This is a genomic window from Moorena sp. SIO3E8 (genome assembly GCF_010692445.1).
Taxonomy (GTDB): domain Bacteria; phylum Cyanobacteriota; class Cyanobacteriia; order Cyanobacteriales; family Coleofasciculaceae; genus Moorena; species Moorena bouillonii.
The window spans coordinates 1-22,823 of record NZ_JAAHHM010000105.1 but is presented as its reverse complement, the minus strand read 5'-3'; the positions used below and the strand labels follow the sequence as shown (position 1 = coordinate 22,823).

Sequence of the window (22,823 nt, the reverse complement as noted above, 5' to 3'; positions counted from 1 at the left end):
GTTGTTTTGAGTTGTAAGGATGTCTTGAGAGATTTAAAGTAGTTGTATTCTGTTTCTTCACCTTCAACTACGATTAGAATATATTGTTTCGCTGGTTCAACATTTGGACTACGTCCAAGCTGAGCATTAGATTTGCCTCGGTTACGAGAATTACGAGCACGCTTCTTGGACATCCTCAACTATCTAGCCCACTGATAAAGGGAATCGCTCCATATCGACCTTTTAGGTAGCCTTTCTGTAGGGATTCATCCTCACGAATTTTAAAATCTAGTAAGGAATAGAGCTTAGTGCTATTGTTACTATCTTTCTGCATCAACCATACCTGGTCTTGATTAAATATCTCTCGATCTAGGAAAGTCGTATCGTGGGTAGTAACAATCAATTGAGCATTATTTTGATTAGCTGTTTTGTCATTAAATTCCTTGATTAAATAGGTTGACAATTCTGAATTTAAGCTGCGGTCTAGTTCATCAATAATTAAAATTTCTCCATTATCTAAAGCATCTATCCAATACCCTCCCATTTCAAATAATCGTTGGGTACCATCAGACTCATCCTCTAACTCAAAGGCTATTGTTTGGTCAGAGTCATTCATTTTATATAGCGCTAACACCTGAGGATAAGTTATAACTGATTCTAATTCTGATGAGTTATCATTAATCCTATTTTTGTCGATAGTTTTAATTATTTTATTAAGATTATTTTTTAAATCTTCTTGAATTTCATCAGGCACTTTTTTGACATAATCATCAATAGTTTGCTGTTCAATATCAAGAGTTGATATACCTATATCAGCTCCTTTAATCAACTTAAAAATTTTTTCCAAGAAATTTTTATCTTTTGCACACTTTAAAGCAGTAAATTTATATAAATAGTCTAAACTTGCTGGGATTAATTTTAACTTATATCTAAACCATGTAAATAGTTTTCCTAACTGAATATGGTTATTTTGTGCGGCATGAGATATAAATAAAGAATTTGAGCGAACAAAACCCTTAATACGTTCCTTCTCGCCTTTCAGCCCTCGCCCAAAATACCAATCATACTCCTGTTCTTCTGAACAATAGTTACGCTCAAACCAAGTTTGAGCACGTCCTTTGGGATACGCGATTAGCCACTCTTCGTACACCCGCTCTTGGTCTAAGGAAAATCCGTATTGGTAGCGAATATTATCCTGAATGAAAATAATTTCAAAACAGCTCGGCTTGTTCTGGCAGTCAGCATTTAACCGAAATGGTTCGATATTCCATCTACTGCCAAGCTGCATGCCAGTAGCGGACTGAAGCACAATCTGACGCATAGTCTGCATTGCACGCACCAGATTGCTCTTCCCGGAAGCATTAGGACCGTAGACCACAGCGCTGGTGAGTAGGCGCAGAGACTTGACATTAGGCATCGGGAAACTATTGCTATTCCGCCCAGTTTTTTTCTTAGATGCCACCATGCTCAAGGTCTGGCGCTCCTTAAATGAGCGATAATTTTCTACGCTGAACTCAACTAGCATCACTAGGGTCTCCGATGTTTACTTCGGGATTATCCATTAATTTTGGTCAATGGTAAACAATGGTAAAGGCATGATTTAGTTGATTATAGGAAGCTAGTTAGTAGATATGCGATTGACCGTAGGTCACGCTACGCGATCGCATCTCTTCCTAGTAATACCAATTAAACCAAATATTGGTATACCTTAATCCCCTATATCACTGCCTTACATTACCAGTTTATCACCTTATGACCTGATTCCCGTATCCTCTGTAGCAAAAATAAATAAAACTATCATTATTGCTAGGCAAATGTATCCATTATTGACTAACATTAATCCAGCTTGTAGGGTGGGCAAAAACTGTTGGATTATTCGGAATACTCTAAATTAGATTACTTTGCCCACCCTACTTTAATTGCTAAAAAGGAAGCTCATCATCCATTGCTATTCTCAGTTTATTCCCTGACTTGCTAGATAATTCAATAACACCCGCTATCAACTTCCAACAAGGGTCACCATCCTTTTGCCAATCACCAGGTCGCCAAGGCATACTAAGACTAACCGTAACCAAACACTGATTTTGCGGTCGATACCCTAACTCTAAATGCCTAACAAATACGGGATCAGTAATCGTAGCAGTCAATTCTTGTCCACAATCTGTTACCAGTGAACCTTCCCATTTTTCTACACCCTCATCTCTGATACCAATAGGTTGAACCAAGAACTCCACAGCTTTCACCAGTTGTAGTGTACATCGTTGCTCTACTGGTAATGACTGCAAGAAACTCTCCGTTACATAGCGCTCATTATTATGGAGAATGTATTTTTCCCGGCTACAAAACTTATTCAGATATCCAGCAGGAACTTGTCCTACTCGTCGCCATTGTCCTGGTAATACCAAAAGATTTTCACACTCAAAGCCAAAGTCTGGTCCAGTTTTAGCCAAAGGAATCTCTAAAATATCCAGTAAAGTTGGTTCCCTTCCCGCAATCTGACGCATTGGTTTCGGAATCCGACCATCCGGTAAATCAGATACAGGACGAATCCATTGACGTTTAAGGGAATTAATTCCAGCGATACATCTATCGCCATGCTTCCAGGAGTTAGCCAAGCAAATAATCTGAGTCATGCTGCTATCTAATCCCAAGTAAGGTTAGTCTAGACGTAAGCATTCAGCAGTCAGTGGTCAGTGGTCAGTGGTCAGCGGTCAGCGGTCAGTGGTCAGTGGTCAGCTTATTTTATTCAAAAGCTGTTCGCTGTAGCTTCGCCACAGGCGAATGGCTGAGAGCTGATAGCTGATAGCTGAGAGCTGATAGCTGATAGCTGAGAGCTGATAGCTGAGAGCTGATAGCTGAGAGCTGAGAGCTGATAGCTGATAGCTTACTGATGTTTTTCTATGGTCTTAGCAACGGGGATTTGGGATAAATCATAGGTGAACTATTTTTATAGTTCCCAATTTTTGACTCAGATATTCTGCTACTAAACGGCGATGACAGTGATGGGGAGTAGGTTCACTACACAGCAAACAGCTACCATCTAATAAATCTGGTGATACCGTCTTTTCGATTTCACGATCTGTAATTAATTCTAAGAACTGGTTTTCATAGGTTTCCCAATCACCATTATTTTTTTTATAGGTATTTAGGATATCCTTAGTCGGAGCCAACTCTAGACGATGTATATAGTCAATATTCCCAATTTGCTGCAAAAAGTATTCAAAATCTTTGTTTTTGGTGAAACCAGCTAATTGAGATTTATTATTCAGTCTGGTATCGATAACTCGCCTTACTCCAGCATTAATCAGAAGCTCAAAGAACTGTTGAGCACTCTTTTTGGTAAACCCAATTGTAAATAAATTAATAGTTTTATTCATAGTCAGGGTCTTGATAGCAATCCTAAATCAATTGTGATAATTTTTGTTCCCTACTCCCTACTCCCTATTCCCTATTCCCTATTCCCTATTCCCTACTCCCTACTCCCTACTCCCTACTCCCTTTGCTAGATAAGCAATAGTATCCCCTTGCCTATGATAAACTTCCTTAAGTCTATCCTCCCGAGAGGAATTGTCCCAGTTATCCATAGATGTCGGGTCATCAAATAGGGAAAGTTGCTTCGGTTGTTTGATTTGGGAATCACTTAACCCATGAGAGCTGAGCAGCCTTTCTTCTAAATCTTGATGAGACTCTAAACTGCCATCATTTAGAATATGATTAATCTCTAACCCCGATTTCACTAAATGTTGGCAGACTAAAATTGTCCGATGGCAAGTGATCGGGTCTTTTTCAGCACACATCAACGCAATTTGGTACGTTTCAGCTCCTTGAATTACCCGTTTAAGACCCGCTGAAAACAGGTCAGTGGCGGCAATTTTTTCATATAACGCTTTACCACCAACATAACAACTGAGATCAGCCGGTCTTGCTCCCAACTCCTTACCCAGAAACACATAGCGAATTCCTGCCGACAATAGTTCAGCCTTGAGGGGGGCTTGACTAAAATGAGGTAAGTAACGGCTGTAAGGATGCGATCGCACATCAGCCACCGCTGTAATTCCGTGCTGCTTGAGTAAAGCAATAAAATCCTCAATACTGAGATTAGAATGACCAATAGTGAATAATTTTCCAGTATTACTACCAGTATTGCTAATTGTACTAATCATCCCCAAAAACCTCCCTTATTGCCATTATTTGTGTCCTTTTAGGTCATCAAATAAATATCACTTTATCCGTTATACTAAGGTAAACTAGGTTCAAATTATAGCAATTATAATCATAAGTGAGGTACACAGGATTTTTTCCCGATTCCCGATTCCCGATTCCCGATTCCCGATTCCCGATTCCCGATTCCCGATTCCCGATTCCCGATTCCCGATTCCCGATTCCCTGCTCCCTAAAACCCAGAACTTTGTACCTGACCGAATTTAAAACCGCTGACAGCTGACAGCTGACAGCTGACAGCTGACAGCTGAATGCTTACTTCAATTCAAGTTAATTAGCTTGAAGATTAGGAGATTCCACTGGTATAAATGGAGTAACGTCAACTTTCACTTTAAACCGTTTACCTAGCTTAATGTTAACCGCATCTTCAAACTCCTTCACCTGTTCTGGTGTAATCAGTTCTATTGAACGGACAGCCATTGTGATCTCAGGAGGATTCTTTCTCCGATCGATATTCCAATCAGAAACTTCTCTAACACCTTCTTTGTTAAACAATGAACTGTTAATCAATTCCTGAACTGGCTCTTCAACTCTTCCTTGCTCAAGCACGTCCCAAAAGGTAAGTCCTAGGGGCACCACTAACACAGCAATCAGCACTAAAGAGAATCCCCAATTTAAAGACCGGCTCAGTTCAGTGCTCTGAGCATACCCGCTAAAGATATAAACGATCATACAAGCTAGGTTAATCCCAATCAGGTTAGTAATATAAAGGAGAAATGCGCCCTGACTCAAAGTCCATTCACCCTGGGATAGGGTTAACCCAACCACACAAAGGGGAGGCATTAGGGCTACTGCAATTGCTGTCCCTGGTACCGCATCTTCTAAAGACGGGCGAATTTTAGAGAAACCACTAATTCCCCCGGCCACGATCGCAACCAGTAAATCAATTAGATTGGGTTTAGTTCTAGCTAAAACTTGGGCTCCCAATTCAGGGGATCCGATCACTGTACCAACCAACCAAGAACAACTTATACCCAGTAGGGTGCCTACAGCAATAGAAACAAAACTACGCCGTAACAGTTCCCAATCTCCTTCCAAGGTAGCAAAGGACAATCCTCTTAAGGGCAACATTAGAGGAGCAATAATCATTGCTCCAATAATCACCGCAGCACTGTTGAGCACTAGTCCAAAGGTGGCAATTAAACAAGAGCTAATGATTAAGACTAAGAAATTGAGGGTAAGTTCTGATTCTTCAAACAAAGAATTCCTTACCATCATAATTGGAATTGCCTTTAAGCCAAAGTTCCTGAAAAGATTCAAGGTTTTGGAGACTCTAGTTTTAGTCTTTTGAGTCTTTTGATTCTTTTGGTTTTCCTTTTCCATAGATAATAGACGATGCTCCCGACTATTGAGCTAATCTTTTACGAACACATATTGACCAGGACTTACGCGGTTAAGTTTATTTCGCCCCCCTAGCCCCCCAGCGAGCAATCCCTCGCTCGGGGGAATGATGTCAAAGTCCCCCCAGCGAGCAATCCCTCGCTCGGGGGATTTAGGGGGCAAATGCGTAAGTCATGTTGACAATTAACCCTAAGTAAGGTATGAGAAATAACTTCACAATCTGACTGGTAGATCGGATAATCATTAGGTAACGTTACTGCTTCTACCAGTCACTACTATTACCTGAGCCAATTGTCAATGAATTCTATTGTTTCACCAATTCAACAGTTATTGATCACTGGGCTACTAATCTTAATAACTGGATCGGTCAAATCCTGTTAGGCTTGTTTATCACAGCTACCCTATGAATGGGTAGTGCTATATTCGTGGTATCCGTAGGACTACAGCAGATCAAAGACAACTTCATTGCTCCGAGAGTTCTCCGTAACTTGACCGGTTTATCCCCAGTGATTATCTTTGTCTATTTGCTATTGGGAGTTAAACTGGGAGGATTGTTGGGGGTAATTCTCGCAATTACCCTCACAGGTGTCGTGAAAAGTCTAGTGGAAATTATTAGGGAATCGGGAATCGGGAATCGGGAATCGGGAATCGGGAACAGTTGAGAGTCAATTTAAAATGGAAAATTAATAACCATTAAGCTTAATACTAAGTGATTAACCAGACTCATACAATCTCTCTTCTGCCTAGAGTGACAAAAGAGAGATAATGACATTAAGAAGTTGACAAATCAGCTTATATCATGTCCGGATAATTAGTAATCAAAAACCATCTCCGATGAAACCTTACTCCTTTACTTCTGCCTTCTGCCTTCTGCCTTCTGCCTTCGATTCGGCCAAGGGTGTAAGTATTCAACCGGAGATGATATTACAATCCCAGAGCCGAGCGAGTTGTAGGTCCAACGATTCCATCTACTGTTAAATCTTTTAGCTTCTGGAATTCCTTAACAGCTTTCTCAGTAGCGGGACCAAAAACGCCATCTACCTCGACAGTAATAGTTGCTTTAATTAAAGCTTCCTGAACTTCGCGAACATCCTCACCTTCGAGATAGGGTTGAGTCAGGCTGAGTCTTCTGTCTGGAATAGATTCGTTAGTTTCTCCAAAGCCAACTATGGGGGCTTGATTCAGTCGCGCTTCAGTATTTCGTCCGTAAATCCCATCTTCAGCAATGGGTTTGTCCGGATTATATTGGTTCCAGAGTCGCTGAAACGCTTTAACTGCAACAGGACGAATGTTTCGTGTACCTCTGCCAATATAGTCAAAGTGAGGCCTATCCGCAGGTCCAAACCACCTCCAACCCTCTCGCTCTAGATAGGGTCTCCAGCCTTGCTCGTCATTAATATCTAGGGCTAAACCACTCTGGTGATTACTTCTACCAGGAGGGGCAACCACACCAATACCACAGCGTCTAACTTTACCATGATTGAATAGCATTAGTTGCTGAGCAATAGTTCGGTAAGCAGAATTGACCGAAAGGGTGCGACCACGAGCCTTAATTGCCCGTGCCAAGGACTGCTTAGCTACTGCCTGAAGGAAAGGGTGAACTGCTGGACCATTAGCCACATCTAGGTCGGCAAAACTGACCAAGCTATTGGGTCCGATGCTATTCATTTCATCAATCAGCTGCTGGTCTAGTCCCCGCAGGATAGAAGTAGAGCAGCCAGGAGCCTGTCGAACAGTAGTTAATCGATTTTTTGCGATCGCTTGTGTCTGGATCAGGGTTTGAAGCTGATTATCTATCAGGTTAATTTGGTGACAATCTTCACAAAAATCTGCATGTTTTGTTTGTTCTGATTCAAGATTGCTTTCGAGATTGCTATAGTCTGCCATCACTATAAATTTAGGATATATACCTAACTCAATGGTTTACTCTAGTTGCTTTCCCTGAAATCTTGCACCACTGTCACTAGCCGTAGGTTCGGCAATATAGCGCTACGCGCAAGGCAATAGGCATGCTAGCAATAGGCAATAGTTTCCCACGGGTCGCACCTTTTGCTGCTTGTATCAATTTCAAACACCTTAATGCGTAGTGCTATATTATTAACGTTATCCCTAGCTTAATCTTAGAGTGGAATAATTGCCTACCCTAACTATTCAGGTTCAAGATTTCAGTACTATTTTGATTATCAGCAATACAATAATCCTTTGACAGTACCCTTGAGGGTACTTTTTTTGGACTCGTTAGTGATTTAATTTGATATAATTAAAGATTGTGCCAGATGTGTTGAACAGGCAAAAGGGAATAGGACAGAAGTAGTTTTCGAGATGTAACGGCTTGTGTCTAGGTTAAGTATAATCCTGAATCGTGATTATTCACTAATGACTAATTAATACAGCAGACCTGGTGGTGCGTTACGGGCAGCAACCTAACCCATGGATTTTTTGTTAGAAGATTTTTAGACTATTCCGAGGGAGTTATTGGATCAATTATGCTTGAAGGAGGAGAGAATTAAGAATTAAGAATTAAGAATTAAGAATTAATTCACAAGAGGTCTAATATTAATTAATTTTCACATAAAAGGTACCCTGAAGGGTACTACCAAGCCAGATTTTTCTCTAATAAGATACAAATGTATCGATTGAAATCAGTAATGAAACTCGCTGCTCACCAAATGTCTGGTATTTCTGCCGAAATTGATGCCTATCTCAAAGCCCACCATGAAATTGGGTGGTTCTCAGGGGCGGTTATCGTACTCAAGGCAGGTAAAACCATGTTTACCAGGGGGTATGGCATGGCTAGCCTAGAGTACCAGCTACCCAATACCCCCCAGACTAGATTTCGGTTGGGGTCGGTGACAAAGCAGTTTACTGCTGCTGCGATTCTACAACTCCAGGATCTGGGGTTGGTTGATGTACACGCTCCTGTTTCTACCTACTTGCCAGATTATCCCCATGGGAATCGCATCACCTTGCATCACCTCCTAACCCATACGGCGGGCATTCCTAACCTAACTAGTTTTCCGGATTATACCCAATGGATGGCAAAACCTACGACCCTTGAGGAGTTGATTGCCCGCTTCCAAGACCTCCCCTTGGAATTTGAGCCGGGAAAAGAGTTTCGCTACAGCAATTCAGGCTATATTCTGCTGACCCAGGTGATTGAAACCGTATCGGGTCAGTCCTATGGCGATTATCTAAAGGAGCATTTGCTCCAGCCAAAGGGGATGGAGAACACAGGTTACGAGTATCCTTTGGCGGTGATTGATGGCTTGGCAAATGGTTATCAGTTCACTGATGACGGCTATCTCAAGGCAGAGTATATTAATATGTTCGTGCCACAGGGAGCCGGAGGACTATATTCCACGGTGGAGGATCTGGCTCGATGGAATCAGTTTTTGTTTGACCATGGGGTGGGAGATGAAACGATCTTAAGGGATAAGGCGATCGCTACTATGACCTCTCCCTTAGTACCGATGAATCCTGAGGAAGCTCCCCATCTGTTCTATGGCTATGGATTGGTAATAAACAAACAGCCCAAGCATCAGCGCATTGGTCATGGTGGGGGAATTAACGGCTTTGTGACTAATCTGGTATACTACCCAGACCAGGATGTGAGTGTTGCTGTGCTCAGTAATATAGAAACCGCCAATATAGAGCAAATTTCCCAGGATTTGGCAGCAATTGTGTTTGGGGAACCCTACTCCAAACCCACAGTTTCTGAGGTGGTGAAGGTAGATCCGTCTGTATACGAGGGCTATATTGGAACTTATCAGGTTGCTCCTGAGTTCCAGGTAACTATAACCACCCAAGCCAATCAATTGCGGATTCAGGGAACAGGGCAGTCTATCTTGAAGCTTTATCCTACCTCCGAAACTGAGTTTTTTACACGGGTCATTGATTTGCGAGTTGTCTTTAACCAAGGCTCAGACGGCACGGTGGAAAGCGTGACGCTGCTGCAAAACGGGCAGGAAACCGTTGCTCCTAGGGTAGATTGAGAGTGAAGAGTTTTAATGTAATCTTCTAGATCAATCCCTGTAGTCCATAGTGGCTAAAGTTTGAGGTTTTCCATGAAAGCGATCGCACCATTACAAACTGCCGCGTTCAGCTTCGCTGCGCCAAAGGCGATCGTTTTCTTATTTTTCAATCTATTCAGAGGGAGTAGGTCTTGCGTTGCAGAACAGATGAACTATTTACCATCAGAGCAAGGTTAAACCCATGAAATGTCTATAGATTTAGTACAAATTTTCTGCATAAGTGACATGCTACCCTAACAAGTTTTCAGACTTGTTTGTCGCCACGGTAAAAATTGAGATAATGACAACAAAGCGATTGCAATCATAACTAAGAGAGTGCAATCGCTGCCAATCCAAGTTTTACCGAAAAAATAATTAATTAATTATTTTTATTATCTATATCATCCATTATTTTATTACAGACAGGTTGTTTTGGCCATACTTGTTTCCGGAGAACTTCAAATCTTTTCCAAGCTTGACGGTGATCTCCAGTACTCCTCAAAAAAGTTTTAGAGTCAGAAATGACGGCAACCATATCCTCACCATATTTTTTTACACATTCATGACTAGAAGAGTCTGCAAATTTTTGAAATTTCTCTTGAGCCTGAGTATACTGTTCAAATGCATCCAGATTTTTCCTGTTAAAAACATTCTGCGCGGCATGATAGTTCCTTTGGTCTTTTATAATACTAGGTTGGGTGTTAATAATAACAATACCCAATAGTGGTAGCAACAGAAGTGCTCCGACGATCGGATTCCCTTTAGAGTATCCTGGTTCAGGAGGAGCAGTATCTTTAACAGATGAGTTTATCTCTTCGACAACCTCATGAATGTTGTAGTTTCTGAAATCGAACCATTCTCTCCCTTTCCGCTTCGATTGAAAATTTTTAAAATCTTTAAACTTGCGATGAATATCTTTTTCTAATGCACTAGAGTCCCAGCAGCTGATCAAAGAGTAAACCTTAAGATCACAAGTACTTGAAGTCCTCAGTTGAGGTAGTCTTTCCTCCGGTGTCCTTGAAGTTATTACAATTTTGTAGAACCCAGTCGGCTGTTGATTGGGTTTAAGCTCCTCAATCAAGTAAACGTACCCAATTTTTTGTTGATTCAAGTGGCAATCACCCTCTTTGAAAATTCAAGAGGATCTACAAGAGTTAAAGGATGCGTTCCGGAAAACTACAAAAAGGTTAGATCAGCACAGCCAACACTACGCGATCTTCAGGTTCTACTATAGATCAGGCTTGTTGTTAATAATTTTTATGCGAATGAGGAAACAATGTATTAGAAATTAACATAGTTTTTTAGATAACAATCGGCTGAGCAAATACTGGTTGATATTATTGTTGACATCTCAAATCAAAATGCTATAGCATCCTATCAATTCTCAGGCTTCATCTGGGCAAAGTGTTCCATCAGCATCCGGTGGATAAAGATGTAGCCACCTCCTACTTTTTGTAGGAAGATGCGATCGGCAGCATAGTCGAGGAAGCGGGCATAGTTCCATCGGATGTAATTGTTGGTCATAATACCTACCTGTTCAACACCTTTTCCCATCGCTTACTGGACATGCCAGTCTTTTTGATATTCTCAGGAGTTATTTCTTCCCCCATCACGAACATCTGGTAGAGGAGGAGGATGCGATCGCGTAGCGTGGCCCAAAGGCCAATCGCAAAACTCCTGAACGTTTATCCCTTGGTCACTTCAGGTGCTAGAGGAGCTAATCCTGAATCACTTAACAAAAATTTAAATGTCATGCTTTCCCCCATAAGCTGATAGCTGATAGCTGATAGCTGATAGCTGTAGCAATCCGTGTAGGAATTGAGAGAATTTTGATGCCATATTCCCTACTCCCGTCTTGATGCAGTCGCTCATGGGGGAAACCCCCAAGACCGCGCTGCATCGCTACTCCCTACTCCCTACTCCCTGTTCCCTGTTCCCTGTTCCCTGTTCCCTTTGCTATGAATGCTTACCAATTACCAACCAACTATCTGTACTCTTAAGTTATCCTGAATCCTTATAGACAAATGAATTTAGCTGTAATCAAGTCCCGTCGGACATTGATAACCTTAACAGTTACAGTTGCCATTGTATTGATTTCACTCAAGGCAGCAAGTGCAATACTATTGTTTGGTGCCGGTGCATCATTTCCCGAACCCCTTTACCAGCGTTACTTTTCCCAATACCAACAAGAAACCAGCGTTAATATAAGTTACAGTACCATTGGCAGTGGTCGTGGTATTGAGGAATTCATTAACGAGTCTGTTGATTTCGCTGGCACTGATATGCCCCCAACCGAGGAGGAAAAAAGTCAGATGAAACGGGGGTTGCAAATGGTGCCAACAGCGGGGGGAGCTGTGTCAGTGATTTACAATCTGCAAGGTGTAGTCAGCTCTGTCAGATTATCTCGCGAGACTCTAGGCAAAATCTTTACTGGTCAAATTGGTAATTGGAAGCAAGTTAACACTTACCTGCCCAGAAGAGACATAAAAGTTGTTGTGCGCTCAGATAGCAGCGGTACTAGTTTCATATTCACCAACTACTTGAGTGCGATTACCAATGGTCTGATCAAACCTAGCCGAAAACCAGATTGGGGCTTCAAGGTCTTCTCAAGCCGTCCTCGAAATGGTGGAGTAGCTGCGGAAGTGCGGCGGATTGACGGTGCCATTGGCTATGTAGAGGCTAATTATGCTCTAGAAAACAACTTTCCTAGCGCTAGGATTGAAAATCAAGAGGGTCGCTATATTAAGCCTAGTCTTGAGCAAGCCAGTAAAGGGCTGCTCAACGTAGAGTTTAACCAGGACTTCACCCTCAAACTTAACGATCCAGCCGATGGTTATCCAATTGTCGGTCTAACTTGGCTGCTACTGTACCAGAAGTACCCCACTCAGGCCAAAGCCCAGGGCATTAAAGATATGGTTAATTGGATTATCACTAAAGGTCAAGACCTCAACGGGGAACTGGGGTACACCAGGATTCCAGAGGATATTGCTCGTCAAGCCATCCAAGCAGTGAATCAAAATACCACTGTTGGCTCATAGTAGTGGCGTAGAGTAGGTCATTGTAACGGGCAAGATGCCCGTTCCACCAAGATGCCGGTTCCACCAAGATGCCCGTTCCACCAAGATGCCGGTTCCACCAAGATGCCCGTTCCAGCCACCGGGTCAAACAGCTTTAATGAGATGCACCCGGTTTAGAGCAACCATAGTAGAGTTACTCTCTGGTTCAATAGGTAAAGAGGATCAACCTCCCACCCTTGGACGGCATTTCAATTTGAAGGTTGTTGCCTTGCACATCCTTACCATTGAATTCGTATATAACGTCTGTGGCCCGGACGCTCCTCCTAATCACAGTAGGCTGGAAGTCAGGTAGCCAGACTCTTAGACCTTTGAGTACTTCTGGGGGTACCTGACTCTGGTCAATTTCTTCTTCAACCTGCTGAATTTCCCCAATGGCATTGACATCCACTTCAAAGCGGTTGCCCTGGGAGTTCTGACCACTCAGTCCATAGATTAGCTTGCCATCAGCCCCAATCTCGATAGCTGCATCCGTGGGTGAAACACCAGCAGCAACAGTGGCCGCAGTGATAGCAGGAGCTGGCACTTCAGAGATAGAAATCTCCTGGAATATCCCCCCAAAGCTTTGGGCAAATGCCTTGCCAGCTGGGAGACTAAGCGCAAGGAATGAAACCAGTGTCAAGCTAAATTTTCGCAGTAAACTCATCTCCATGTCACACCAAAAAAATGTTTCCTTTCTTGTAAAATAGCATTAAACTTGGCTTAGAGTTTTCTAGTAAACTCTCTGATGAGATAAATTTGATTGCCCACTATTGATTGCCCACTTATAACGCCAGTAAAATTTGCGAAACTTTAGACTTAAAATGGTCGTCATATAAATTATATTGTTATGTAAGCTATCAGCTATCAGCTATCAGCTATCAGCTATCAGCTAATGAGGTGCTTTTGAATAAAACAAGTAAGCATTGGTTTAATCTCTGTTACATCAGCTGACGGTTCCATAGCGTGAGCTTTTAGCTGAAGGCTGACAGCTCACGGCTGACCGCTGAATGCTTACATTGTTATTGACGCGATGGACGAAGTCCCGCTTTCAGCGATCGCGTAATCTATAGGATTAAGAATACTAAAAATTGTAATACTAGAATAAATTAAGGATACATTAATGATTGGCTATCAATTTTTTTGGCAAAAGGTTTTAACAGCAACAGCGGTAACCGTTACCGTTGGCTTTGGTTCTATCAGTGGTGCGATCGCTCAATCCCTGACTGGTGCGGGAGCTACATTTCCTGAACCTCTTTATCGGCGTTACTTTAGAGAATACCAAGAACAAACAACAGATGTAAAGCTCAAATACAGTGCCATTGGCAGTGGTGGTGGGATTAGACGATTTCTGAATCAGTCCGTTGACTTCGGAGCGAGCAATGTAATTCCAACTCCTGTAGAGAGAAACTCAATGAAACGGGGTTTGTTGATGGTACCAACGGCTGGAGGATCTTTGGCTGTGGTTTATAATCTTCAAGGAATAACCACCGATGTTAAGCTATCCAGAGAAACTCTAGGTAAAATCTTCACAGGTCAAATTTCTAATTGGAAGCAAGTTAACTCCCGCCTGCCAAACCGTAAGATTCAAGTAGTTGTCCACTCAGGCACTAGCGGCACTAGCTTTATTTTTACTAAATATTTAAATGAAATTACTAATGGCAGAATCCGAGCCAGTAGAAAACCTAATTGGGGCTTTAAGGTCTTCTCTAGTGTTCCGGGAAATGGACCAGTAGCTAGCGAAGTTAAGCGAATTGACGGTGCCATTGGCTATGTACCAGCGAGTTATGCTAAACAGCTTAACCTACCAATGGCCAGGCTGGAAAACCAAGCTGGTCGCTACGTCAAGCCTACCGTTGATCAAGCGAATAAAGCCCTAGACAATGTGCAGTTCAATGATGACTTCACCATCGAAAATATAGATGACCCAGAAGAGGGATATCCAATTGTAGGTATAACTTGGCTGTTTGTCTACGAAAAGTATCCTAAACCAGAACTAGCCCAAGGGGTTAAAGACCTGATAAATTGGATTCTGACTGAGGGTCAAGACTTGAACGAAGATCTACAGTACACTCGGATACCGGAAGATGTTGCTAACCGAGCCATCGAAGCTGTGAATAACAACATCAGGGTTGTTCCATAGAAGGACAAAATTCAACTTATTTTTGTTGTGTGAGGAGATTTGTGAAAAAATTTTGCGGTGCATTACCACTGACACCGATAGTACTTGGTGTCCATTTGGTAACCATTACCCCCGCCATGGCTGAGAGCGAACCAGAAACCTTGACCGCCATAGACCCTAACCCATCACCAGATTGGTCAGATCTTAATCCCAGCCCGAAATATCTAGCGCGAGAGTACTTAAAAACTCCCCCAAAAACTCCTCAAACCGACCAATTCCACGATGAACTGGAGTTTAAGACTACTACGTCTATTCCCCATTCTGGGATATCGACAGCTAGCTTGACTAGTCTGGAGTCACCGCCAGACCTAGAGGTGGCAGACACTGTGAGTAATCCCTCTATGGGTCAGGTAGCACCGATTTCCAAACTATTAGACATCCCATCTACTCAGACTAACTCCAATAGTCTAGATAATAGTCTAGATAATAGTTTAGATATATCCCAAAACTTAGGTGTGACAGACCCGTTTAGTAATCAACCAATGGAGCGGGTAACACCAGTTTATGAACTGTCTGATGTCCAACCCACTGATTGGGCTTACGAAGCACTACAGTCTTTGTTGAAGCGCTATAGATGCCTGACTGGTTACGAGGATGACAGCTATCGCGGTAACCGCGCCCTGACTCGCTACGAGTTTGCGTTTGGCTTGAATTTTTGCCTAAATCGGGTGAATGCCATGATTATTGGCAAAACAGCAGACTTGGTAACCGAAGCTGATTTAGCAGCAATGCAAAGGCTACAAGAAGAGTTCAGTGATGAATTGGCTACTGTACAGGCTCGGGTCGATAACTTGGAAGGGCGGGTGACTTTCCTCGAAGACCATCAGTTTTCTACTACTACTATCTTGCGTGGGAGTGTAGATATTGCTCTAGCTACTGGCTTTGGGGGGAAAAAAGCAGTTCCTTCTGGTCAAAGCCCAACAGAAGATTTTGATGATACTAATACTCTGTTGGGAGGCCGGGCAATTCTCAACTTTGACACCAGTTTTACTGGTCGAGACCTTTTGCGCACTAGACTTCGGGCAGGGAATACCAGTAACTTTAGCACTGGTTTCACCGGCACAGCCATGACAAAGTTTGGTTTTGCCACTAATACTGGTAATGATGTGAGATTAAACCAGCTGTTCTATCGGTTTCCCCTAGGCAATAAAGGTCTGGTATCTATAGCAGCAGCAGGTCAGGGAGCAACTGCTTTGATTCCCACCCTCAATCCAGCATTTTCCATTTCCAGTTTTGGATTCAATAATTACATCTACGAGCTGGGTTTTGGTGCTGGTGCTGGGATATACTATCAATTCAATCACGTGATTGCTACTGGAGCGGCCTATTACACTGGTTCTGCCTCTAATTCAGACTTTGGACTGTTCAATGGTGCCTTTGGTGCTTTGGCTCAGGTGACCCTCACTCCCTCTGATCGCTTTGGTATGGCCTTGACCTATGTCCGGTACTACTCTCCTGAAACAGCCAACACTGCATCGTTTCTCGGTAGCCAATTCGCTCAATCTCCCTTTGGCTCAAATACAGCCACCTCATCAAATAGCTTGGGTGTATCCACTAGCTATCGATTTAGCGATCGCTTTACCCTAGGCGGTTGGCTTGGTTATAGCAATGCGATCGCAGAATCCTCACCCCGCAACAATGATTTCGATGGATCAACCGGATCAAAAGCAGATATTTGGAGCTGGGCAGTTACCGCCGCTTTTCCAGACATCGGAAAACTAGGCAGCCAGTTGAATCTCATAGTTGGCATGCCTCCAAGACTAGCTAGTAATGATGTTGTTGGTCGTCGCGACCGCGATGTATCATACCATCTTGAACTGTCTTATCGCTACCCACTCACTGATAGAATCTTTATCACTCCTGGTGTTTTGGTGATTATCGATCCAGAACACAATGATGAAAATGACACCATTGGAGTTGGACTGCTGCGAACCCAGTTTAACTTCTAGAGCTTTGGTTGATTATTATTCGATCAGAAAGGGGTTGAGGGTTTATCGTTCATGTTTATGCTCAAAACCCTAGCACTGACCATGATTATAGCATAATTAGTAAATGCGATTGACCTAGGGTCACGCTACGCGAACGCATGAGCCAGCCATAACACTATCTTGGACTATCGTGGTGTTGGAGCAAGCCATAGAAGTTGACAAAATGACCAAAAATATTGGGTTTCAAGCCCCGCCCTTTTAGGGCGGCTTTAAAAAGATTTTATGTTTGAATTAAGGATGGGCGTTAATTCAAGAATGTGATATCCTTGAATTAAGGAGGCAAGTAAAGTGTTCAATCTAACCTACGAGTTCAAATTAAAACCTACCGCTAAGCAAGTATCTTTGTTTGAAAACTGGCTTGAACAGTGTCGCAAAGTCTATAACTATGCACTAGCAGAAAGGAAGGATTGGTATAAATCTCGTAGTTGTCAGGTTAATGCTTGCTCTGTTCGTAGTGAATACATCATTCCAGCAGAGCAAACCCGTCCTACTTATGCCAGTCAATGCCGTGGGTTAACCGCTGCCAGAAAAGCTATTGAAGAGCTTAGAGCTGTTCAAGTTCATGTCTTACAACAAACGCTCAAAAGGCTAGAAAAAGCTTTTGTTAGTATGTGGGAACAAGGTCATGGCTTTCCTCGCTTTAAGAAGCAGGGACAAATGCGATCTTTTGTTTTTCCACAACTAGGAGTCAAACCAGTTGAATCTGGAAAAGTTAAATTGCCCAAAATTGGCTGGGTAAAGATGCGGCAATCACGGGAAATACCTTCTGATGCCGTAGTTAAACAAGCCAGAGTGGTCAGACGTGCTACTGGCTGGTATGTGATGTTGACTTTGCAATGGGATGTTGATGTTCCTCAGATTATGCCTCATGGGGAACCCTTGGGCATTGATGTGGGAATTTCACATTTTGTTGCTGTTAGTAACGGGAAATTATTTCCTAATCCACGTCCTTTCAAGGGTCTCGAACGCAAGCTTAAATTGCTGCAAAAGAGGGTAAGCAGAAAGCGTAAAGGAAGTAGCAACCGTTGTAAGGCACAAGCAAAAGTCAGCAAGCTACACGAGCGAATCGTTAACATTAGAAAAAATTATTACTGGAAATTAGCTCATAATCTTTGCGATTGGGCTGGGATGATCTTTGTTGAAGATCTAAATCTCAAAGGATTGGCTAAGGGAATGCTAGGAAAGCACTGTCTAGATGCGGGATGGGGACAGTTTTTTAAGATATTAGAGCAGTGTTGCGCCTATCGTGGTGTCTATTTTCAAAAAGTAGATTCTAAAAAGACTAGCCAAATTTGTCCCAATTGTTTAACTGAAACTGGCAAAAAGACCTTAGCTGAGCGCATACATCATTGCGAACATTGTGGCTACACAACCGACAGAGATGTGGCAGCTGCTCAAATAATCGCTATACGCGGACTTGCAGCCGTGGGGCACACGGTCAAGATGCTTTCTGAGGGCAAGTTCATTGGAATCCCTGGGAAGAAAGAATCCTCGTCCTTGTAGGACGGGGAGTGTCAACGCCACCGCATAGCCATGAACGTCCTGATCCGTTCACTGCGCGTTGCTTTAGCTGACCGAGACGATTACTTTGTTGGGGGCAATATGTTTGTTTACTTCAGCAGTGAACAAGCACGAAACCGGGACTTTCGCGGGCCAGATTTCTTTGTAGTCTTGAATGTAGACGGTAGCCGAGAACGCCTGGGCTGGGTAGTATGGGAAGAACAGGGTCGCTACCCAGATGTGATAATCGAACTGATGTCCCCCTCCACAAAGCAAGTTGATACAGGTAAAAAGAAGAGCATCTACTGCCAGACCTTCCGCACTCCAAATTATTTTGTCTACCAACCCTTTGACCCAGATTCATTGCAAGGATGGTATTTAGATATAGACAATGGCTACCAGGAGCTAACCCCAAATGAACAAGGGTGGCTATGGTGTCAGCCCTTAGGCTTGTGGTTAGGACTATGGTCTGGAACCATTGAAGAAACCTCAGCAGTATGGCTGCGCTTTTATGACCGGGATGGGAATCTAGTTCCCTTACCAGAAGAAGCAGCTGAGCAACGAGCTGAAGTAGCTGAGCAACGAGCTGAAGTAGCTGAGCAACGAGCTGAGCAATTAGCAGAACGACTGCGACAGGCAGGGATTGACCCAGATTAAATTTAAGGTAAATGGCAATAAAAAGTGCTGAGTGCCTCAGTAATAAACCTGCTGAGTAACTGTTATAAACTAGGGGTTTTTACGAATCAATTTTTTTTTCAAGTAACCTTTTACCATTTTCAACAATTACTAATGACTACTATTAATTCAAACCCCAAAATTCGTATTGAACATCTGATTAAAATTTATGGCGAAAAACCCCAAGCTGCCCTCAAACTATTTCGCCAAGGTGGGAGTAGGGATTCTATCTTAGAAAAAACCGGTCAAGTCTTAGGTATTGCCGATGTCTCTATGACCGTCAATAAAGGAGAATTGTTTGTGGTCATGGGGTTATCCGGTTCCGGAAAATCCACCCTAGCTCGCTGTATTAACCGCTTAATTAATCCCACCAGCGGCAATATCTATATCGATGATGAAGACATTGCCCATGTTGATGAGAAGCGGATGCGAGAGATTCGCCAGAGCAAGGTATCAATGGTGTTTCAGCGATTTGGATTATTTCCCCACAAAACAGTTGCAGAAAATGTAGGGTATGGTCTCAAGGTCCGGGGGATAGATCAAGCCAAACGCCGCAAAAAAGCCTTGGAAACCTTAGAAGTAGTAGGTTTATCCCAATGGGCGGATTATTTACCGTCTGCTCTCAGTGGTGGGATGCGTCAACGGGTAGGTTTAGCCCGCGCTTTAGCCACAGATGCCGAGATTTTACTTATGGATGAGGCATTCAGCGCCCTCGACCCCCTAATTCGGCGGGACATGCAGGATGAATTACTGCGACTCCAAACAGAACTGCACAAAACCATTGTATTTATCAGCCATGATATTCAAGAAGCCCTGAAGATGGGTGATCACATAGCAGTGATGAAAGACGGTTATATTGTCCAAATTGGCACACCAGAAGAACTGATTAACCAACCAGCTGACGACTACATCAGTGCATTCATCCAAGATGTTAACCGCGCCCAAGTCCTAAAAACTGGCTCAATTGCTCGTCAAACCCCTGCCTTAGTTCTTACAGAAAACTCTGCTACGGCTGGACTGGAACAGATGATAGACCATCACCTCCAACAAATGTATGTTGTCGATGAACACAGCAAACCAGTTGGAATTGTCAAGAAACAATGGCTCGAAGCAGTCCTCCAAAAAGGCAGTGAAGACATTACTGAAGTGATGGAAACAGATTTCCCCACAGTCAACGCTTTAACCCACCTAGAAGATATATTTCACCTCTACCGAGATGGACTTCCTGTTGCTGTAGTCGATACTGACGGTACATTCAAAGGAATGGTGGAACAGTCTGATCTGATCGCTAGTATTGGCAAACCTCAAAAGCTTGTCCAAGACAACAGCTGATAGCACCTCAAGTAGCATCTCAAGTAGCGCTTTAGCTGAATGCTGAATGCTGAATGCTGAATGCTGAATGCTGAATGCTTACAAAGAAAATATCTAGATAAATCGACAATCTATACTAGAAGAAGGTTCCTCGGAATAGTATTGTGTTCAATTCTTTAATTCTATCCCTTAATAATATCGCAACAAGCCAAGTCGGTCTAGATATTATCTTGAATCCCTTTGAGCTTTATACCTTACCCCTGGACGAGTGGATTACCGCAGTAGTTAATTTCCTAGTTGACAACTTCCGTCCCTTCTTTCAAGCAATTAGCTTGCCCATTACCTGGACTCTGGAAGGGATACAATCGCTTTTCCTATCGATTCCTCCCCTAATTTTCCTGATTATTCTGGGCTTGATAGTATGGCAAATTGCTGGGGGTAAAATTGCTATTTATAGCCTTATTGCCTTGACCTTGATTGGCTTTTTTGGAGCTTGGGAACAAGCCATGACTACCCTGGCGCTAGTGGTGACAGCTGTAGTCTTTTGCGTGGTGATTGGCATTTCCCTTGGCATTGCCTGTGCTAGTAGCGATCGCGTCGAGAAATTCCTGCGACCTCTGCTTGATGCCATGCAAACCCTGCCGTCATTCGTCTATCTTGTCCCAGTGGTAATGCTGTTTGGCATTGGTGCAGTCCCTGGAGTAATCGCTACTCTAGTCTTTGCTGTCCCCCCCTTGATTCGCCTGACCAACCTAGGAATCCGACAAGTATCTACAGAAGTTGTCGAAGCTGCGATCGCATTTGGTTCAACCCCAAGACAAATGCTTTGGGAAGTGCAAATTCCCCTAGCCATGCCAACTATCCTAGCTGGAGTCAACCAAGCCATCCTATTAGCACTATCGATGTCCGTGGTGACTTCTATGATTGGTGTCGGGGGATTGGGACAGATGGTCTTACAAGGTCTCGGTCGGGTGAATGTCGGACTAGCTGCTGTGGGAGGATTAAGCATCGTCCTAATTGCGGTGATGCTCGACCGGATCACTCAAGTGGTGAGTCAAGGCAACAACCAAATCCCTTGGCTAGAGCGAGGACCGATTGGTTTTGTGCGTTTGAGGTTAACCAGTAAACCACGGACTGGGACTACTGTTGCTGTAACGGTTTTAGTGGCATTGCTTGTGGGTTTCATCAGCTGGCAACAAATTCCCCAAGCTACAACCGAATTAACTGGATCAGAAATAGCCCTACCTGGGAAAGGGGTGAAGGTACGCTCTACCTATGGTTATCTAGCCGATTCACAATTCATGACACACATCGTTAACACGGCTCTGGAAAAGCTCGGTTACGAGATTGAAAAACCCAAACAACTCCAACCAACCACCAGCCACATCGCTTTGGGTAATAACGACCTCGATTTTACCGCTAGCCACTGGGAAAAGTTACACACAGAATTCTTTGAAAAAAATGGTGGCGAAAAGAAATTAGAGCGAGTTGGAGTTATTGTTTCTGATCTGTTGCAAGGGTATCAGATTGATAAAAAAACTGCTGAAAAATACAATATCACCAATTTGGAGCAACTCAAAGACCCTAAAATTGCCAAACTCTTTGACTTCGATGGAAATGGTAAGGCAAATTTAGCCGGTTGTATTCCTGGTTGGGGATGTGAGTTAGTTATTGAGCATCACTTAGATGCTTATGGGCTCAGGGATACTGTCGAACACGACCAAGGAGAATATAGCGTTTTAATTGCGAATAGCATTGCTCGCTACAAACAAGGAAAACCAGTCCTTTACTACACTTGGACTCCCCTATGGCTGGGTACGGTATTAAAACCAGGTGAGGATGTGGTTTGGCTAGAAGTTGCCCAAACCAATCTACCAGGACCCCAGAAAGGGTTGACAGAAAAACATACTTCAATCGATGGTAAAAATCTCGGATTCGCGGTGGATCAGATCCGCTTTGTGGCCAACAAAAAATTTATAGCAGCCAACCCAGCAGCCAGACGATTATTTGAGCGATTTAAGATGTCGATTGAGGATATTAATGCTGAAAGCCTACGGGCCGAAAAGGGGGAAAATAGCCCAGCAGATATCCGTCGCCATAGCCAAGAATGGATTAAAAAGAATCAAAAGTTGTTTGATAGCTGGGTTGAAGAAGCTAGAAACGTTGGAGAAACTTCTGGAATTTGAGGTTTCCTATAATTTACTAAAACATTAATATTGTCAAGCTTGAGTAATTGGTAATTGGTAAAGGGTAATTGGTATTTGTGATTACTCCCGAGTTATAGCAGAAGTCAGAAGTCAGAAGTCAGAAGTCAGAAGTCAAACTCTTGCGCTTACTTAGGTTTGAGACTTTTGTCATGTCCGCGCCTGCCCTGGGGACTCCTATACCAGAGACTCACCTATAGGTAACATGCCCTCGAATCATCCGTTGCGCGATCGTAAGCATTAAGCCGTTGGCTGATACGCGACACGCTGATAGCTTACGCGCGATCTTTCCAATATCACAACTAATAACAAATTGGTATATTCCAAAATTGTCCGGATTAACCTGATATACCCAGTAA

Annotated in this window: 21 protein-coding genes and 1 pseudogene; 12 read left to right on the top strand and 10 right to left on the bottom strand. The window is 43.0% G+C overall.

What is annotated here, in order from left to right; translation table 11 throughout:
• Positions 1 to 175 precede the first annotated feature (175 nt).
• The 4 genes from F6K46_RS29410 to F6K46_RS29395 form a co-directional block, all read right to left on the bottom strand.
• Complete coding sequence (locus F6K46_RS29410) at positions 176 to 1,504, bottom strand: ATP-binding protein (protein ID WP_293053210.1); 1,329 nt, start codon at positions 1,502 to 1,504, stop codon at positions 176 to 178.
• A 397-nt stretch (positions 1,505 to 1,901) separates the two neighbouring features.
• Positions 1,902 to 2,612 carry a hypothetical protein gene (locus F6K46_RS29405; protein WP_293053207.1) on the bottom strand — a complete coding sequence of 237 codons (711 nt, stop codon included), beginning with the start codon at positions 2,610 to 2,612 and terminating at the stop codon, positions 1,902 to 1,904.
• A gap of 297 nt (positions 2,613 to 2,909) precedes the next feature.
• Complete coding sequence (locus tag F6K46_RS29400) at positions 2,910 to 3,356, bottom strand: DUF488 family protein (protein WP_293053204.1); 447 nt, start codon at positions 3,354 to 3,356, stop codon at positions 2,910 to 2,912.
• Positions 3,357 to 3,455: 99 nt separating this feature from the next.
• On the bottom strand, positions 3,456 to 4,142 hold the full coding sequence (locus tag F6K46_RS29395; RefSeq protein ID WP_075902705.1) for a DUF488 family protein: 687 nt from the start codon (positions 4,140 to 4,142) through the stop codon (positions 3,456 to 3,458).
• Positions 4,143 to 4,258: 116 nt separating this feature from the next.
• On the opposite strand from F6K46_RS29395, the gene F6K46_RS29390 reads away from it, so the two are divergent.
• The gene (locus tag F6K46_RS29390; protein ID WP_293053196.1) at positions 4,259 to 4,423 is read left to right on the top strand and encodes a hypothetical protein; all 165 of its coding nucleotides are present in this window, start codon (positions 4,259 to 4,261) and stop codon (positions 4,421 to 4,423) included.
• A 47-nt stretch (positions 4,424 to 4,470) separates the two neighbouring features.
• Here the strand turns inward: F6K46_RS29390 and F6K46_RS29385 are convergent, their stop codons facing one another.
• On the bottom strand, positions 4,471 to 5,523 hold the full coding sequence (locus F6K46_RS29385) for a TIGR00341 family protein (RefSeq protein ID WP_293053193.1): 1,053 nt from the start codon (positions 5,521 to 5,523) through the stop codon (positions 4,471 to 4,473).
• A gap of 425 nt (positions 5,524 to 5,948) precedes the next feature.
• On the opposite strand from F6K46_RS29385, the gene F6K46_RS29380 reads away from it, so the two are divergent.
• Positions 5,949 to 6,203 carry an AI-2E family transporter gene (locus F6K46_RS29380; RefSeq protein WP_365973433.1) on the top strand — a complete coding sequence of 85 codons (255 nt, stop codon included), beginning with the start codon at positions 5,949 to 5,951 and terminating at the stop codon, positions 6,201 to 6,203.
• 262 nt (positions 6,204 to 6,465) lie between these two features.
• On the opposite strand, the gene F6K46_RS29375 is transcribed toward F6K46_RS29380, so the two are convergent.
• Positions 6,466 to 7,428 (bottom strand): peptidoglycan-binding protein, encoded by a 963-nt coding sequence (locus tag F6K46_RS29375; protein WP_293053190.1) that lies wholly within the window; start codon positions 7,426 to 7,428, stop codon positions 6,466 to 6,468.
• Positions 7,429 to 8,189: 761 nt separating this feature from the next.
• Here F6K46_RS29375 and F6K46_RS29370 point away from each other — a divergent pair.
• On the top strand, positions 8,190 to 9,533 hold the full coding sequence (locus tag F6K46_RS29370; protein ID WP_293053187.1) for a serine hydrolase: 1,344 nt from the start codon (positions 8,190 to 8,192) through the stop codon (positions 9,531 to 9,533).
• A gap of 60 nt (positions 9,534 to 9,593) precedes the next feature.
• Entirely contained in the window at positions 9,594 to 9,749 is a 156-nt protein-coding gene (locus F6K46_RS29365) for a hypothetical protein (RefSeq protein ID WP_293053184.1), read from the top strand.
• A 181-nt stretch (positions 9,750 to 9,930) separates the two neighbouring features.
• On the opposite strand, the gene F6K46_RS29360 is transcribed toward F6K46_RS29365, so the two are convergent.
• The 3 genes from F6K46_RS29360 to F6K46_RS29350 form a co-directional block, all read right to left on the bottom strand.
• Positions 9,931 to 10,662, bottom strand: coding sequence for a GIY-YIG nuclease family protein (locus F6K46_RS29360; protein ID WP_293053181.1), 732 nt, complete (start codon positions 10,660 to 10,662; stop codon positions 9,931 to 9,933).
• A 266-nt stretch (positions 10,663 to 10,928) separates the two neighbouring features.
• On the bottom strand, positions 10,929 to 11,105 hold the full coding sequence (locus tag F6K46_RS29355) for a hypothetical protein (RefSeq protein ID WP_293053178.1): 177 nt from the start codon (positions 11,103 to 11,105) through the stop codon (positions 10,929 to 10,931).
• A gap of 189 nt (positions 11,106 to 11,294) precedes the next feature.
• A complete protein-coding gene (locus tag F6K46_RS29350) occupies positions 11,295 to 11,423 on the bottom strand; it encodes a hypothetical protein (RefSeq protein ID WP_293117612.1) in 129 nt (42 codons plus the stop codon).
• Here F6K46_RS29350 and F6K46_RS29345 point away from each other — a divergent pair.
• Both F6K46_RS29345 and pstS (F6K46_RS29340) read left to right on the top strand, forming a co-directional pair.
• A complete protein-coding gene (locus F6K46_RS29345; RefSeq protein WP_293053175.1) occupies positions 11,410 to 11,571 on the top strand; it encodes a hypothetical protein in 162 nt (53 codons plus the stop codon). The genes F6K46_RS29350 and F6K46_RS29345 overlap by 14 nt on opposite strands.
• A 4-nt stretch (positions 11,572 to 11,575) precedes the next feature.
• Complete coding sequence (gene pstS / locus F6K46_RS29340; RefSeq protein ID WP_293053172.1) at positions 11,576 to 12,589, top strand: phosphate ABC transporter substrate-binding protein PstS; 1,014 nt, start codon at positions 11,576 to 11,578, stop codon at positions 12,587 to 12,589.
• A 184-nt stretch (positions 12,590 to 12,773) separates the two neighbouring features.
• On the opposite strand, the gene F6K46_RS29335 is transcribed toward pstS (F6K46_RS29340), so the two are convergent.
• Positions 12,774 to 13,247: a hypothetical protein gene (locus F6K46_RS29335; protein ID WP_293053169.1), complete on the bottom strand. Its 474-nt coding sequence runs from the start codon at positions 13,245 to 13,247 to the stop codon at positions 12,774 to 12,776.
• A 480-nt stretch (positions 13,248 to 13,727) separates the two neighbouring features.
• Here F6K46_RS29335 and pstS (F6K46_RS29330) point away from each other — a divergent pair, with 480 nt between their 5' ends.
• The 6 genes and pseudogenes from pstS (F6K46_RS29330) (at position 13,728) to proX (ending at position 22,446) form a co-directional block, all read left to right on the top strand.
• Positions 13,728 to 14,747 (top strand): phosphate ABC transporter substrate-binding protein PstS, encoded by a 1,020-nt coding sequence (pstS, locus tag F6K46_RS29330; RefSeq protein ID WP_293053166.1) that lies wholly within the window; start codon positions 13,728 to 13,730, stop codon positions 14,745 to 14,747.
• A 29-nt stretch (positions 14,748 to 14,776) separates the two neighbouring features.
• Positions 14,777 to 16,735, top strand: coding sequence for an iron uptake porin (locus tag F6K46_RS29325; protein WP_293053164.1), 1,959 nt, complete (start codon positions 14,777 to 14,779; stop codon positions 16,733 to 16,735).
• A gap of 327 nt (positions 16,736 to 17,062) precedes the next feature.
• A complete protein-coding gene (locus tag F6K46_RS29320; protein ID WP_070394832.1) occupies positions 17,063 to 18,277 on the top strand; it encodes an RNA-guided endonuclease TnpB family protein in 1,215 nt (404 codons plus the stop codon).
• A gap of 15 nt (positions 18,278 to 18,292) precedes the next feature.
• A pseudogene (locus F6K46_RS29315) lies at positions 18,293 to 18,931 on the top strand (Uma2 family endonuclease); the annotation flags it as partial.
• 132 nt (positions 18,932 to 19,063) lie between these two features.
• Entirely contained in the window at positions 19,064 to 20,281 is a 1,218-nt protein-coding gene (locus tag F6K46_RS29310) for a glycine betaine/L-proline ABC transporter ATP-binding protein (RefSeq protein WP_293053161.1), read from the top strand.
• Positions 20,282 to 20,424: 143 nt separating this feature from the next.
• Positions 20,425 to 22,446, top strand: coding sequence for a glycine betaine/L-proline ABC transporter substrate-binding protein ProX (gene proX, locus F6K46_RS29305; RefSeq protein ID WP_293053158.1), 2,022 nt, complete (start codon positions 20,425 to 20,427; stop codon positions 22,444 to 22,446).
• Positions 22,447 to 22,823: the final 377 nt, after the last annotated feature.

Excerpts from the sequence above, each read along its gene's own strand:
- F6K46_RS29380 (WP_365973433.1), top strand. The coding sequence starts at position 5,949 with ATGGGTAGTGCTATATTCGTGGTATCCGTAGGACTACAGCAGATCAAA.
- F6K46_RS29375 (WP_293053190.1), bottom strand. The coding sequence starts at position 7,428 with ATGGCAGACTATAGCAATCTCGAAAGCAATCTTGAATCAGAACAAACA.
- F6K46_RS29410 (WP_293053210.1), bottom strand. The coding sequence starts at position 1,504 with ATGCTAGTTGAGTTCAGCGTAGAAAATTATCGCTCATTTAAGGAGCGC.
- F6K46_RS29355 (WP_293053178.1), bottom strand. The coding sequence starts at position 11,105 with ATGGGAAAAGGTGTTGAACAGGTAGGTATTATGACCAACAATTACATC.
- F6K46_RS29370 (WP_293053187.1), top strand. The coding sequence starts at position 8,190 with ATGAAACTCGCTGCTCACCAAATGTCTGGTATTTCTGCCGAAATTGAT.
- F6K46_RS29345 (WP_293053175.1), top strand. The coding sequence starts at position 11,410 with ATGCAGTCGCTCATGGGGGAAACCCCCAAGACCGCGCTGCATCGCTAC.
- F6K46_RS29405 (WP_293053207.1), bottom strand. The coding sequence starts at position 2,612 with ATGACTCAGATTATTTGCTTGGCTAACTCCTGGAAGCATGGCGATAGA.
- pstS (WP_293053166.1), top strand. The coding sequence starts at position 13,728 with ATGATTGGCTATCAATTTTTTTGGCAAAAGGTTTTAACAGCAACAGCG.
- F6K46_RS29385 (WP_293053193.1), bottom strand. The coding sequence starts at position 5,523 with ATGGAAAAGGAAAACCAAAAGAATCAAAAGACTCAAAAGACTAAAACT.
- F6K46_RS29310 (WP_293053161.1), top strand. The coding sequence starts at position 19,064 with ATGACTACTATTAATTCAAACCCCAAAATTCGTATTGAACATCTGATT.
- pstS (WP_293053172.1), top strand. The coding sequence starts at position 11,576 with ATGAATTTAGCTGTAATCAAGTCCCGTCGGACATTGATAACCTTAACA.
- F6K46_RS29350 (WP_293117612.1), bottom strand. The coding sequence starts at position 11,423 with ATGAGCGACTGCATCAAGACGGGAGTAGGGAATATGGCATCAAAATTC.
- F6K46_RS29400 (WP_293053204.1), bottom strand. The coding sequence starts at position 3,356 with ATGAATAAAACTATTAATTTATTTACAATTGGGTTTACCAAAAAGAGT.
- F6K46_RS29395 (WP_075902705.1), bottom strand. The coding sequence starts at position 4,142 with ATGATTAGTACAATTAGCAATACTGGTAGTAATACTGGAAAATTATTC.